13 protein-coding genes and 1 pseudogene are annotated in these 12712 nt (G+C 53.1%); 7 read left to right on the top strand and 7 right to left on the bottom strand.

Annotated features, from left to right (window positions below):
- Positions 1-37 precede the first annotated feature (37 nt).
- Positions 38-1261: a type II restriction endonuclease gene (locus tag ACT3RQ_RS05600; protein WP_444680103.1), complete on the top strand. Its 1224-nt coding sequence runs from the start codon at positions 38-40 to the stop codon at positions 1259-1261.
- Complete coding sequence (locus ACT3RQ_RS05595; RefSeq protein WP_444627313.1) at positions 1245-1703, top strand: very short patch repair endonuclease; 459 nt, start codon at positions 1245-1247, stop codon at positions 1701-1703. The genes ACT3RQ_RS05600 and ACT3RQ_RS05595 overlap by 17 nt, the downstream gene beginning before the upstream one ends.
- Positions 1704-2787: 1084 nt before the next feature.
- On the opposite strand, the gene ACT3RQ_RS05590 is transcribed toward ACT3RQ_RS05595, so the two are convergent.
- Entirely contained in the window at positions 2788-3159 is a 372-nt protein-coding gene (locus tag ACT3RQ_RS05590; protein WP_444680102.1) for a hypothetical protein, read from the bottom strand.
- A gap of 173 nt (positions 3160-3332) precedes the next feature.
- A pseudogene (locus tag ACT3RQ_RS05585) lies at positions 3333-3833 on the bottom strand (DUF932 domain-containing protein).
- A gap of 359 nt (positions 3834-4192) precedes the next feature.
- Here ACT3RQ_RS05585 and ACT3RQ_RS05580 point away from each other — a divergent pair.
- Positions 4193-5284, top strand: coding sequence for a helix-turn-helix domain-containing protein (locus ACT3RQ_RS05580; RefSeq protein WP_444627702.1), 1092 nt, complete (start codon positions 4193-4195; stop codon positions 5282-5284).
- Positions 5259-5747 (top strand): hypothetical protein, encoded by a 489-nt coding sequence (locus ACT3RQ_RS05575; protein WP_444627704.1) that lies wholly within the window; start codon positions 5259-5261, stop codon positions 5745-5747. Before ACT3RQ_RS05580 ends, ACT3RQ_RS05575 begins: the two co-directional genes overlap by 26 nt.
- 22 nt (positions 5748-5769) lie before the next feature.
- On the opposite strand, the gene ACT3RQ_RS05570 is transcribed toward ACT3RQ_RS05575, so the two are convergent.
- Both ACT3RQ_RS05570 and ACT3RQ_RS05565 read right to left on the bottom strand, forming a co-directional pair.
- Positions 5770-6039 (bottom strand): JAB domain-containing protein, encoded by a 270-nt coding sequence (locus ACT3RQ_RS05570; RefSeq protein ID WP_444627706.1) that lies wholly within the window; start codon positions 6037-6039, stop codon positions 5770-5772.
- Positions 6040-6172: 133 nt separating this feature from the next.
- A complete protein-coding gene (locus ACT3RQ_RS05565) occupies positions 6173-7051 on the bottom strand; it encodes a YicC/YloC family endoribonuclease (protein WP_444680101.1) in 879 nt (292 codons plus the stop codon).
- 129 nt (positions 7052-7180) lie between these two features.
- Between ACT3RQ_RS05565 and rph the strand changes: the two genes are divergently transcribed.
- Complete coding sequence (gene rph / locus ACT3RQ_RS05560) at positions 7181-7918, top strand: ribonuclease PH (protein ID WP_193056926.1); 738 nt, start codon at positions 7181-7183, stop codon at positions 7916-7918.
- Positions 7919-7989: 71 nt separating this feature from the next.
- Here rph and ACT3RQ_RS05555 read toward each other — a convergent pair whose 3' ends face one another.
- The gene (locus ACT3RQ_RS05555; RefSeq protein WP_172118705.1) at positions 7990-8757 is read right to left on the bottom strand and encodes an exodeoxyribonuclease III; all 768 of its coding nucleotides are present in this window, start codon (positions 8755-8757) and stop codon (positions 7990-7992) included.
- Positions 8758-8898: 141 nt separating this feature from the next.
- Between ACT3RQ_RS05555 and pyrE the strand changes: the two genes are divergently transcribed.
- A complete protein-coding gene (gene pyrE, locus ACT3RQ_RS05550) occupies positions 8899-9564 on the top strand; it encodes an orotate phosphoribosyltransferase (RefSeq protein WP_444680100.1) in 666 nt (221 codons plus the stop codon).
- Here the strand turns inward: pyrE and ACT3RQ_RS05545 are convergent, their stop codons facing one another.
- A complete protein-coding gene (locus ACT3RQ_RS05545; protein ID WP_444680159.1) occupies positions 9565-10035 on the bottom strand; it encodes a tRNA (cytidine(34)-2'-O)-methyltransferase in 471 nt (156 codons plus the stop codon).
- 76 nt (positions 10036-10111) lie between these two features.
- Between ACT3RQ_RS05545 and rep the strand changes: the two genes are divergently transcribed.
- Positions 10112-12181, top strand: coding sequence for a DNA helicase Rep (gene rep, locus ACT3RQ_RS05540; protein ID WP_444680099.1), 2070 nt, complete (start codon positions 10112-10114; stop codon positions 12179-12181).
- A gap of 52 nt (positions 12182-12233) precedes the next feature.
- On the opposite strand, the gene ACT3RQ_RS05535 is transcribed toward rep, so the two are convergent.
- Positions 12234-12695, bottom strand: coding sequence for a c-type cytochrome (locus ACT3RQ_RS05535; RefSeq protein ID WP_444680098.1), 462 nt, complete (start codon positions 12693-12695; stop codon positions 12234-12236).
- Positions 12696-12712 lie beyond the last annotated feature (17 nt).

Raw genomic sequence — 12712 nt, 5'->3', positions numbered from 1 at the left:
GGATTTTGAACGCCAGGATATCAGGGGCCATAGACGTATGGAAAAGCTGTCCAATCACTTTACGGGCGTTGGCGTAAAGCTGCTGAGTGAGGTTGAGGTTAACCCCAAAAAGTCCAACCAGCATGAGCTTCAAGGGGTTCAGAAGCTCCGGCAAATTCTCGGAAGTGAGCGGCTCTATATTGAGAGCACATGTCTCTATATGGGTGATGATGACACCGACAGGCTCTCTCAGAATGGGACGTTAACCTGGTACGATGCACGCGAGAATGACCCGGCGCGTAGTGCAGAGTTTCGTTTGTACTATAAAAGCAGCAATGAGCCCCTGAAGTCTGCGGCGGCGGGCGACACCCTGATTTATGCTCACCGGCCTGATGGTTCTCTGCTGCTGGTTATCGCTCCCCAGGAAAGTGAGCTTCGAACAGCGCTTCTGTGGCTGTTTGGTGTGCATGAGGAGCCTGGTACGACGCTTGAAATCGTCGACCCAACCCGCATCGAGGTTCCGGTTTCACTGTTTAACTATATTGCTGACGAAGTTGGGATAGCCGTCCCAAGAGCAGGTGCTGATGAGGATAGTTGGCTAGATCTACTGCTTGAAAGATTCGACCTAAAATTTCCCACCACTCGAAAACTGTCAGATCTGGCGCTTGAAACGCTGCAACATGATATTGATCCAGTCTCCGCGCCTGACGCTACGTTGATGGCATTGATCGAGCGCGAAGAAATACTCTTTAAGCAGTTGGAGCGCCACATTGTCAGTGCACACCTGGTAGAGCATGCCAACGGCTGGTCTAACGATGTAGATGCTTTTATCAGCTTCTCTCTCAGTGTTCAGAACCGAAGAAAATCCAGAGCCGGGCACGCCTTGGAGAACCACTTGGAGTGGATATTTGGCAAGCACGGGTTACCGTTTGAGCGCGGTGCCAGAACCGAGAAACGCTCAAAGCCGGACTTCCTGTTTCCAGGCAGTGAAGCGTATCAACACGATGACTTTCCTTCTTCAAAACTTCATATGCTGGGCGTCAAAACCACCTGCAAGGACCGCTGGCGGCAGGTTCTGAATGAAGCACAGCGTATTCCTTTAAAGCACTTGCTGACCCTTCAACCCGGCATATCAGAGCATCAGCTTACGGAAATGGGGGATGCTGGCGTTCAGTTGGTAATTCCATCGCCGCTGCAGCCGTTTTACGCTCAAGGCAGCGTCGAGACGCTATCCAGCTTCATCGAATTTATTCGCGGGCATCACCATGGCGGACATTGTTGATCGTTCTACCCGGTCAAAAATGATGGCTTCTATCAAGGGCAAAAATACTGTCCCGGAGCGGTTCGTTCAGGCGGAGCTAGAGAAACGACATATTTCTTTTGACGCCCATGCGAAATACCTGCCAGGCAAGCCAGATCTTGTGATTCCTGTTTATCAGGTCGCTCTTTTTGTAAATGGCTGTTTCTGGCACCGTCATGAAGGCTGCTTCTATGCGACAACGCCCGCCAGCCAAAAGGAGTTCTGGCAGAACAAGCTCGCCGAGACCGTACGCAGAGACGCACGCAAACAGGCCGAACTAGAGGCTCAAGGATGGCGCGTCATCGTTGTATGGGAGTGTGGCGTGAAACACTGCCCGCAGGAATTTGAGGTAGTGATAGATGCTATCGAGGGCGAAATCGCCCTTTCAGAGTGGCCCGAAAAGCCGCCACGCGTCAGGGACTAAAAATGACTTTTCTCGATACAGGAGGGTTACGTCTACTTTCACCGCCCCTTCCAAACAATGTTTTGCATTACTAACGCGTAAAAGAGGCGAGTAACGTCCATTTGAGAAAGCGCTTAATACTGCCAAAGTCCCTGACTACGGCGGTCTTGAGTGATTAATGATGAAAACTCGCTCACTCAATATTCTGAATCTGAACACTGGCCGCCATGGCAGCGCTATAGGCCATCATGGCCTGACGATCCATAACGCGTTCCTACATCTGCAGTAAGCGCCCCATTTTTTCGATATCGACATCAGGATTGAGGGCAGCTCGTTCAATTACCTGGATGATCGCGGTGCTTTCTGCTGTAGAGGGCGACTCAACGGGACAGCCGTGACGGCGACAGCGGCGTTGGCTTTAGTTGGGGGAACTTACCGGGCGGGAGGAAGAATTTACCACATTAGAGGATCATGCCATGGGGCATCTCCATTAAAACAAGGAATGGTGATGATGCCGTGTTGCTAGGCATCGTTATGAAGTGATCGCGGCATTGCTCCGCTAAATGCAGGGCTAGCTCATTGGCTTTAATAGGTCCTAGCTCGATAAAACGTGCCTTGAGCGCAAACCACGGTGTCAGCGCGGTGGGTATGGTTAGCTAATCAGCTCTTCAGTCAGACGTGTTAAAGCCACTTCAATGGCATGGGAAATAAACGTCATTGTGTTACCTCGCGGCATAAGCCCTACAGCAAAACGCCCAGCCTTTTGAGGGGCTGGGCGTATGTATAGGCACAGGTAGACTAACTATTGAGCTAATTGGGGATATATTTAATCAATTCGGCACTGCTCTCCAAAGAGCTTGACAGTATTTAGAAACCTTTTGTCTGGACGGTAAGTACTTGCCAGTTGGGTAAATTCTTCATCGGTGTAAGTCTCTTTAAGTTTGCCGAATACACACTTGCATACAGATTTAGATGTACCACCCTGAAGGCATCCGGATAAAAATTCACCACGAATTTTTGAATTTTTATCCGCACAGCCAGCCAATATGAATAGGCTGGTGAACAAGAGAAGGAGAACAAGTGGTCTCATCGCTTGGAAGGTCATCTACATCAGTACCAGCGTGATGCCTATCAAGCTTCCGCCTACTAGTCCAACCAGTTGGGGGCCCATCATCCAAAACAAACGAATGAAAATTAGGCTAAAAAATCCTCCTTGAGTAAATGTAGCTGTTGGCATTGCAAAGCGGCGAAGAAAGTCGCCTATATGTGCTCCCAAAGCTCCTAATAACGTGCCAACCACCACTGCGAATAATTTGGCGAAAAATCCGGCGCCGAGAACTTCAGGGGCGGTGTTGAAGGTCACCATTAAGATTGAGACTACTAGCGCAGCAACACTCCAGCCAATTAACGCGGGTAGCATTTGTTCCAGTACGCTATCGCTTTCTTGTTCTGGCTGTGGTTTTTCAGAAATGTCCATGTCGCCTCCCTTTGGCTCATTTTAATTAGTTTCAATATTGCATAATTATTGACAATTCAAGCGCGTTTTCGCCAATGTTTACTTTATCGGCCTGAATGGCTAAATCTTTAGGATCGAATATAAGGTGAAATATTTCAGTGAGCTATCTATTATGCCTGCTTTTAGGTTAAATTTTAGGCATCCAATGCCTCTTGCTTGAGTTGCGCGCCTTGGCCGAACCAGGCTGAATCCATGCGGGTACCGTTGCTGCGTGCCCGTTTATCGTGATCGACATGCTCGGTCACGGCATTGAGCAAGCCCCAGGCTGTGTCTTAGGCAGTCACCAACTGAGAACCCCGGCCTTCGCCATGATGGTAAAGCTTCTGTACTTTATTCAGAGCACGGTAGTTGGGTAGCTTAGAGGGATCGTCTATCGGTTTCTCGGCCCCGCAAATCACCGACTGGAAATAGTGCTGCGCTTCATGGTGACCAACCTTGCGTTTTGCCAAGGCTTTCATGTGGTACATGAAGTCGTTCCACTGCGAGACGGAAATCCCCAGTTGGCTCTTCACCGCACGCGGATCGAACTCCGAGCGATGCGGCACCTTAACCGCTTGCGAGGTGCCGTCTACCGCGATTTGCAACGTGTTATTGCACACCACGCGCACCGTTGTAGGTGTGGCCATCGTCGCCAAGGTGCCATCACACGAGGCCGCCAGTAGTAAATAGTGGTTTACTTCATCCTGGCCTTAAGCGAGGTGCTTAACCCACTGCGTGCCAAGGTCCAAAACTTACGACCACCTTTCAGTACGCCAGCGGTTTCTAGCTCATACCCCGCGTATTCGGTGAGGTGGTAATCCTCCCGACCAAGGCGGCAACCTTGGCTGGGAACCCTTTATTCATTTCATCTTCCTTGTCTCTCTCGCAGTAGTTTTCTAGTAAGGAAACCACTATATGTAGTGTCTCTATGTTTAAACCTACATACCAGGTTGACAGGAGCCAGACCAATCACCATATTGTCAACTTAACCCACCTTAAAACAAGGTAGAAAATCATGCTGCATGATCGTATACATCGTGCGCGTGTCCTTAAGAATATGACCTTGCAGCAATTAGCCGATCTGCTGGGGGGCATAACCAAGCAAGCTCTGTCGAAATATGAACAGGGCAAGGACGCGCCCAATTCGACTCGCTTGATCCAACTAGCGGACGCACTTGGGGTTAACCCTGAGTATTTTTTCCGTTCAGACTCAGTAAAGCTGGGAAAAGTAGATTTCCGTAAGCACTCTGCCTTCGGAAAGCGCCAGCAAGAAGCCGTCAAGGAGCAAGTTTGTGAGCACCTTGAGCGCTATTTAGCGGCAGAGAGCCTGTTCCAAACCGGCCAATCACCTGATGAATTTTCCAAATGGCATCAGCGTTTTTCCGTATCCAATATCGATGAGGTTGAACAGGCAGCTAATAAACTGCGCGAAGAATGGCAGCTTGGGCTAAACCCCATCGCCAATCTGACTGAAACCCTGGAAGAAAATGGCATTAAAGTCGTCAGTCTTCAGGCTCACGAAAAATTTGATGGGCTTTGCGCCCTCGTCAACGATGGCGCGGATGCCGTTATTGTCAGTAATACTGAGCGTCCTGGTGAACGTCAGCGTTTTAATCTCGCCCATGAGCTAGGACATTTGGTTATGTCATTGCCTGAGGAGCTTCATGGTACTCGGGATGAAGAAAACTGGTGCCACCGCTTTGCTGGGGCGTTTCTCTTCCCTGCAAATCAAGTGCGCGTCACCTTTGGTGAGCACCGCAAACGGGTGCTGTTCCAGGAGTTTCTTTTGGCCAAGGAGGAGTGGGGTATTTCTATTCAAGCTACTTTGCGCCGGTTATATGACCTAGATATCGTTAGTTCGAGCTTTTATCAGAGCACTTTTCGCCTGTGGTCGATGAAGGGTTTTCGAAAAAGTGAACCTGGTCGACAAGAGCCTGAAAAATCCTATCGCCTGAAGCAATTGGTTTACAGGGCGCTGGCTGAAGGACTGGTTACTCCTTCAAGAGCAGCGGAGTTACTCAGTGTAAGCCTCGGCGAGATTGAGGAAATCATGGCAAACGGACAGGCAGGTGACAGTGAACATGTCAGCGAAAATTCTTGTCTCTGATACCAATATCTGGATAGATCTTCACCGCAGTTGCCTGCTTGAAACCGTGTTTGCCCTACCTCACCAGTTCGTCACCACCGATTTTGTGTGGCGGGAATTGAAAAAGCCCCCTGGCCAAGAGTTAACGGGATTAGGCCTTGTGGTTGAGGCATTCAATGGTGAGGAAGTTGCAACGCTTTTTACGCTACGCCACACATTGGGTAATTCCTCACTAGCGGATGTGTCGTGCTACTTCCTAGCCAAGGAAAGAGGCTGGACGCTGCTGACCAATGACGGCGCGCTCAGGAAATCAGGGCAACAAAGCAAACTAGAGGTTCGTGGTGTACTTTGGATATTAGATGAGCTGGAAGCTCATGCCCTTCTTTCGCCAAGCCAACTGGCCGACTCTTTGGAATCGATGCTAAAAGCGGGTGCCAGGCTACCGGAAAACGAGTGCCATCAACGCCTAAGCCGATGGCGGTAAATACGGCGCTCAAGATGACGTCTCAGAGCAGGCAAAAGGCTTCTTGTCGGCTATGAATATTAGACAAAACAAACAGCTCAACAGATGGGATCGCCCCCAGGAGCGGCGCCACATTTAGAGTTAACCAATTACAAATATCCCATCTTCGCAAATGACTTACCCCATCACTTCCCACCACTACATGATCAATCACCTTAATATCCATCAGCCCCGGAGCTTCCTTTAGACGCTCATTGACTTGCCTATCTGAGCCACTTGGTTCTGGGCCACCACTGAGGTGGTTGTGTATCAAGTATCACGGCAGACGCGTTGTAGGCCAGCGCGGCTTTCAGCACTTCTCGCGGATAGGCGCTCGCGGCGTCAATGCGGGTTTAATACCCACCTAGCGGAAGCTTAGGCTGGACCATGGTAGACAGCCGTAGACATCACTCAATATTCTGAATCTGCTCACGCATCTGCTCAATCAGCACTTTAAGTTCTACCGCGCAGCGAGTGCTTTCGGCCACGATGGATTTGGATGAAAGCGTGTTGGCTTCGCGATTTAGCTCCTGCATCAGAAAATCAAGGCGGCGGCCTTTAGGGCCTGTTTGAGTAAGCTGGCGGCTGACTTCTTCGACATGGGCCGTGAGACGATCGAGTTCTTCATCCACGTCGGCTTTTTGGGCCACCAGTACCAGCTCGGCCTCCAGGCGCAGGGGGTCGAGTTCCGTTTTGGCTATCTCCAGACGCTCCAGCAGTTGGGCACGCTGGCGTTCTAGTAGCTGGGGTAGCAGGCGTTTAACGGTTGCGACCTGTTCGCTTACCGCGGTAAGGCGTGTGCTGATCATTTCGGCGAGTTTGTCGCCTTCACGGGCTCGGGCATCGATGAGTTCTTCCAGCGCTTTCTCAAACAACGTTTTGGCAGCGGCTTTGATGGCAGACTGATCCAGGTGTTGGGTTTCCATCACGCCAGGCTGGTTTAAAAGCTCAAGCGTGGTGGGCGGTACGGCGCTGGGCACGTGCTGATGGATCGTCGTAAGCGCATCAGAAATTGCGGCCAGGCGTGCGGTATTTACCGTAGGGGCCTGTACGGCTTCTGAGCTTTCAAAGCGTATGCTGCACTCTACTTTGCCTCGTGCCAGGCGGGTTCGCAGGGTTTCACGGAGTATCGGCTCGAGATCGCGCAGGCTTTCGTGTAGGCGAAAATGCGGCTCCAGGTAACGCTGGTTCACCGAGCGAATTTCGACGTGCAGCGTGCCCCAGGAAGCAGCCTCCTCAATACGGGCAAAAGCGGTCATGCTGTGTACGCGACGTAAAGTGGCCATGATGATTATCCTTTGAGAACGCGTTTTCCTCAGTCTACCCGATAAGGGCAGGCTTGAACGTGAAGACGTGTACAATAGGAGGCTTTTCCTAGTTACGCGCTTATTGTGAAGTGCTTTTTGTGAGGTGCTATGCGTCCTGAAGTTGTTCGCCCCAGTGGTCGCGAGGCCAACCAGTTGCGTGAGATCCGCCTGACCCGCGACTATACCCGTCATGCGGAAGGCTCTGTACTGGTTGAGTTTGGCGATACCAAAGTGCTGTGTAATGCCAGCGTAGAAATGGGCGTACCGCGCTGGTTGCGCGGCAAAAACCAGGGCTGGATCACCGCGGAATACGGCATGCTGCCCCGTGCGACCCACTCACGCAGTGGGCGTGAGGCGACACGTGGCAAACAGGGTGGCCGCACGCTGGAAATTCAGCGCTTGATTGGCCGGAGCCTGCGGGCAGCGGTCGACCTGAAAAAGATGGGCGAATTCACGATCACCGTGGACTGCGATGTCATTCAGGCAGATGGCGGCACGCGTACGGCGTCAATTACGGGTGGCTGTGTCGCGCTGGTGGATGCCATTCGTTATCTGCAGCGTGAGAAGAAGATTAAAAGCGATCCTTTCAAACAGTTGGTCAGCGCGATTTCAGTGGGTATCTATAAAGGCACGCCGGTGCTGGACCTTGACTACCCCGAGGACAGCAAGGCTGATACCGATTTGAACGTGGTGATGACCGAAAGCGGCGAGCTGATTGAAGTACAGGGCACGGCCGAGGCAGGCGCGTTTAACCGCACGGAGCTAAACGCCATGCTGGACCTGGCCGAAAAGGCGGGCTCTGAGCTAATTGAGCATCAGAGTGAGGCGCTGGGTATTCGCGGTTAGACCGTTTAATCGCCAACGCAATGAGCCGACCATGGTCGGCTCATTGGTTAACGACGACGCGGGAAAGATGCTTAAAGGGCGAGATCGTACTCGACAATTAGCGGGGCGTACTCGGAGAAAGTTGCCTCTTTATCGATCCATGCGTCGACCACGTGACGACGGAAGTTGGGGCCGACTAACTGATAATCGATCCGCCAGCCTTCTTGACGGCTACGTGGCACCTCCTGGTCAAGCTTCGGCCACCAGGTGTATTCGCCAGCATCGCGATTGATTTCGCGGAAGGTGTCGATAAACCCTGTTGGGCCGAGCACCTGATCCATCCAGGCGCGCTCTTCGGGGCGGAAACCAGAGGTGAGCTGGTTATCCGACCAATTGGCCAAATCGACCGTTTTATGGGCCACATTCCAGGTACCACAGATGATGTATTCGCGACGTTTGCGCGACATCTTCGTCAGGTACTCCTGGTACTGCTCCATAAACGCCTGTTTGGCTTTCTGGTCGCTGCCATCAGGCATCAAAAAGGTAGCAATGCTGAAGCGGTCATAATCCGCCTGCAGAAAGCGCCCTTCATGATCGCACTGCGGAAAACCCAGGCCATACATGATCGCCTTGGGAATTTTGCGGCAGTAAAGCCCAACACCGGAGAACCCATCTTCTTCTGCATCCAGGAAATAGCCTTCATAGCCTTCCGGATAAAGAATATGGTCACCTAATTCAAAACTTTTTGCCTTGATGTTCTGCACGCAGACCACATCGGCGTCCTGCTGAGCCAGCCAGTCCAGGAAGCCACGGTCGACGGCATCACGTATACCATTAACATTGATGCTGGCAATTTTCATAAATCGTCCCTTTTGCGTCGCTGCTGTATGATACCCGACGTTTAGACGTTTGGGTAAAGAGACCAACCATTTCTTGCTATTTACCTGCGTTTTATTGTTGCCTTCAGGCTGACATGCACCCACCGCCTAATGAGGAACGCCGTGGCTACCACTCTACAACCCTATCAGCGCGAATTCATCGCCTTTGCCATTGAGCAGGGCGTTCTCAAGTTTGGTGAGTTTACGCTTAAATCTGGGCGAGTAAGCCCTTACTTTTTTAACGCTGGGCTATTCCAGACCGGCCGCGCGCTGGCCAAGTTAGGCCGTTTTTATGCCCAGGCCATTGTCGACAGCGGTTTGAAAGCCGATGTGCTGTTTGGCCCAGCGTACAAAGGCATTCCACTGGCGGCAGTGACCGCTGCGGCACTGGCGGATCATCATGACCAGGACATGCCCTACGCGTTTAATCGTAAGGAAGCCAAAACCCACGGCGAAGGCGGCAACATTGTGGGTGCGCCACTGGCGGGCGATATCCTGATCATTGATGATGTGATTACCGCCGGTACGGCCATCCGCGAAGTCATGAGCCTGATTGAGCAAAGCGGTTCCCGGGCAGGCGGCGTAATCATTGCCCTGGACCGCCAGGAGCGCGGCCAGGGCGAGCAGAGCGCCATTCAGGAAGTCCAGGCCGAGTATGGCATGCCGGTGGTGAGCATCGTCACGCTTGAGCAAGTACTTACTTACCTTGAAGAGCATGCTGGTAGCGAAATGCTCGCCTATGCAGAAGCCGTGCGCGCTTATCGTGACCGCTATGGTATTGCCGCCTAGCTAAGTAGCAAGTGCGCCAGCAAAACCTTGCTGGCGCCACGCTTCATAGCTCACAATAGCCACCGCGTTGGAAAGGTTTAGGCTGCGATTATTGGGCTGCATGGGAATGCGTAGCTTTTGGGCGTCTGGCAGCGCCTGATGCACCTCGGCAGAGAGACCAGCCGTTTCAGAACCAAACAGCAGTACATCGCCAGCCGCAAAATCTGCCTCGCTGTGGGGCCTTGTACCCTTGGTGGTAATCGCCCAGATACGTCGCCCCGGCAGGGCGTTTTGAAACGCAGCAAAATCAGCATGACGCGTCACATTCGCCAGGTCGCGGTAATCAAGCCCAGCACGGCGCAGCTTTTTTTCTTCAAGATCAAAGCCCAGCGGCTCGATTAAATGTAAACGACAGCCATTGTTGGCTACCAGGCGCATGATATTACCCGTATTGGGTGCCATACGCGGCTCAAACAGCGCTACTTCAAACATCACCACCTGCCTATCCATGTTATGCGCGTAGAAACGCCTGATTGTAGATGAAAAACCGCCAAGGATAACGTGCCTAATGACGCCCTCGCCCCCGCAATCCATTCTTACCCGCATTAAAGGCCTTAACCCGCGCCAGCAGGAAGCCGTGCGCTACATTGATGGCCCCTGCCTGGTCTTAGCGGGCGCGGGTTCCGGCAAAACCAGCGTTATCACCACCAAGATTGCGTATCTGGTTCAGGAGTGCGGAATGAGTGCGCGCCGGATTGCGGCGGTCACGTTCACCAACAAAGCCGCCCGCGAGATGAAAGAGCGCGTAGGGCAAATGTTGAAAGGCAAGGAGGGTCATGGCCTTACCGTCTCCACCTTTCACACCCTGGGGCTTAATATTATTCGTGGCGAGCTGAAGACGCTGGGGTACAAGCCGGGGTTTTCACTGTTCGACCCGGAAGATGCCAAGGCGCTGCTGCGTGACCTGATGAACAAGGACGCCCAGGTCGACGCCGAGCAGATCAATGCTGTGCAGAGCAAAATATCCACCTGGAAAAACGACCTGGTGCTGCCCAGCGACGCACTTTCCTTTGCCGCCGATGACGATGAACACTTTGCTGCTCGGGTCTATGAAGCCTATAACCGTCATCTAAAAGCCTACAACGCGGTAGATTTTGATGACCTGATCCTGCTGCCCGTCGTGCTCTTGAAAAACGATGCCGAGGCACTGGCGCGGTGGCGGCGCAAGATTCACTACATGTTGGTGGATGAGTACCAGGACACCAACGTGTCCCAGTATTTGCTGGTGAAGCTTTTGATGGCCGAGCGCTCGACCTTTACCGTGGTGGGCGACGATGATCAGTCAATCTACGCTTGGCGCGGTGCACGTCCCGAGAACCTGATCACGCTGGGCGAGGACTTTCCGCGCCTAAAGGTGATCAAGCTGGAGCAGAACTACCGTTCGACCGGGACGATTCTGCGCGCGGCCAACACGCTGATTGCCAATAATCCGCACGTCTACGATAAAACCTTGTGGTCGGATATGGGCGACGGTGCACCGATTCGGGTGATTGTGAATCGCCATGAAGAAGCGGAGTCTGAACGCGTAGCCAGCGAAATGTTGACCCGGCGTATCAAGGAAAAGGCTGAATGGCGCGACTTTGCCGTCCTTTATCGCGGCAACTTTCAGGCACGGCTTTTAGAGCTCAAGCTTCAGCATTACCAAATTCCCTACAAGCTGTCCGGCGGCACGTCGTTTTTCTCGCGTAATGAGATCAAGGACGCCATGGCCTACCTGCGTCTACTCATCAATCCTGCCGACGATAACGCCTTTTTGCGGATAGTAAACGTACCGCGCCGTGAGATTGGCCCAGGCACGCTTGAGAAACTGGCTAACTATGCCACCGAGCGGACGATTTCCCTGTTTGCAGCGTGTCATGAAATGGGCCTGGAGCAGACTCTGCCCACCCGCGCTGTCGAGCGGTTAAGCCGGTTCACCCACTTTATCGACGGTGTGCGCAAACGCATGGATCAGGGCGATGCAATTGCCGCTATCCGCGACATGTTGCGTGATATGGATTACGAAGCGTGGCTTTATCAGAACGCCAGTGCGCCCACTATTGCTGAACGGCGTATGGCCAACGTGTGGATATTGATCGACCAGTTGGAAAAGTCGCTAAACCGTGACCCGGAAGAGGATACCGCCTCAGAGACGACTGAAACCGATAGCGTGGAGGCGGCAATTTCCCGGCTGGTGCTGCGCGATATCCTGGAGCAGCAGGCCGAAGAGGATGACTCGGACCGCGTACAGCTGCTCACCATGCACGCTTCAAAAGGGCTTGAGTTCCCGCATGTCTACCTGCTGGGCCTTGAAGAGGATCTGCTGCCCCACCGCAATGCTATTGAAATGGGCACGGTGGAAGAGGAGCGCCGCCTGGCCTACGTGGGTATTACCCGGGCGCGGCGCACGCTCACGCTCACGCTTGCCCGCCAGCGCAAAGCCTACGGTGAGCTGATGGATTGCCAGCCCAGCCGTTTTCTGGATGAACTGCCTGGGGAAGACCTGGAGTGGGAAGGTCGAGCGGATAAAGAGGACCCGGACAAGAAGCAGGCGCGCGGCAAGGATGCAATTGCCGGGCTGCGCTCTCTGTTGGGGTAACGATCAGACCAAACTATCCACAGGTGGATCACCAGAACCGCTTGTGGACAGGTTATTCGACCTCTTCGATCATGTAATCGACCGCTGCCCTGATCTCATCATCGCTGAAATTAAACCGGCCGCCCTTGGGCGGCATCGCGCCAATCCCCTTAATGGCGTTGGCGTAAAGCGTGTCAGTGCCTTGAGCGAGCCGTGCGGTCCAGGCGGCGTTATCGCCCGTTGCCGGAGCGCCCGCAATGCCTGCCGTATGGCAAGCGCCACAGCCTGCACTGGCATACAGCGCTTCACCATCATATTGGGCGGCAATATTTTCCGATTCAGGCTCCTCTGGCAAGGAAGCATCAGGTTCAGGCTGGGCCACCGCACGTTGGCATGTTTGCCCTTGCAGGCAGAGCTTGCCAACTGGCGCAAGGCGCTCGGCAAGCGCTGCATCCTCGGCCTCTGCATCAGCAAGTGCGGCGCTCGATAGCACTCCTAACGCAACTATCCCGCCCAGCATACATTTGAAATTCACCCTGCCCCCTTGGCGTT

Origin of the sequence: Halomonas sp. AOP43-D1-4, from assembly GCF_052446175.1 — a bacterium.
Classification (GTDB): domain Bacteria; phylum Pseudomonadota; class Gammaproteobacteria; order Pseudomonadales; family Halomonadaceae; genus Vreelandella; species Vreelandella citrativorans.
The sequence above is the reverse complement of the archived record's forward strand: the minus strand, read 5'-3'. Positions and strand labels throughout refer to the sequence as shown.

Coding starts and splice junctions, on each gene's coding strand:
- ACT3RQ_RS05600 (WP_444680103.1), top strand. CDS start 38: ATGGAAAAGCTGTCCAATCACTTTACGGGCGTTGGCGTAAAGCTGCTG.
- ACT3RQ_RS05595 (WP_444627313.1), top strand. CDS start 1,245: ATGGCGGACATTGTTGATCGTTCTACCCGGTCAAAAATGATGGCTTCT.
- ACT3RQ_RS05590 (WP_444680102.1), bottom strand. CDS start 3,159: ATGGACATTTCTGAAAAACCACAGCCAGAACAAGAAAGCGATAGCGTA.
- ACT3RQ_RS05580 (WP_444627702.1), top strand. CDS start 4,193: ATGCTGCATGATCGTATACATCGTGCGCGTGTCCTTAAGAATATGACC.
- ACT3RQ_RS05575 (WP_444627704.1), top strand. CDS start 5,259: ATGTCAGCGAAAATTCTTGTCTCTGATACCAATATCTGGATAGATCTT.
- ACT3RQ_RS05565 (WP_444680101.1), bottom strand. CDS start 7,051: ATGGCCACTTTACGTCGCGTACACAGCATGACCGCTTTTGCCCGTATT.
- rph (WP_193056926.1), top strand. CDS start 7,181: ATGCGTCCTGAAGTTGTTCGCCCCAGTGGTCGCGAGGCCAACCAGTTG.
- ACT3RQ_RS05555 (WP_172118705.1), bottom strand. CDS start 8,757: ATGAAAATTGCCAGCATCAATGTTAATGGTATACGTGATGCCGTCGAC.
- ACT3RQ_RS05545 (WP_444680159.1), bottom strand. CDS start 10,035: ATGTTTGAAGTAGCGCTGTTTGAGCCGCGTATGGCACCCAATACGGGT.
- rep (WP_444680099.1), top strand. CDS start 10,112: ATGACGCCCTCGCCCCCGCAATCCATTCTTACCCGCATTAAAGGCCTT.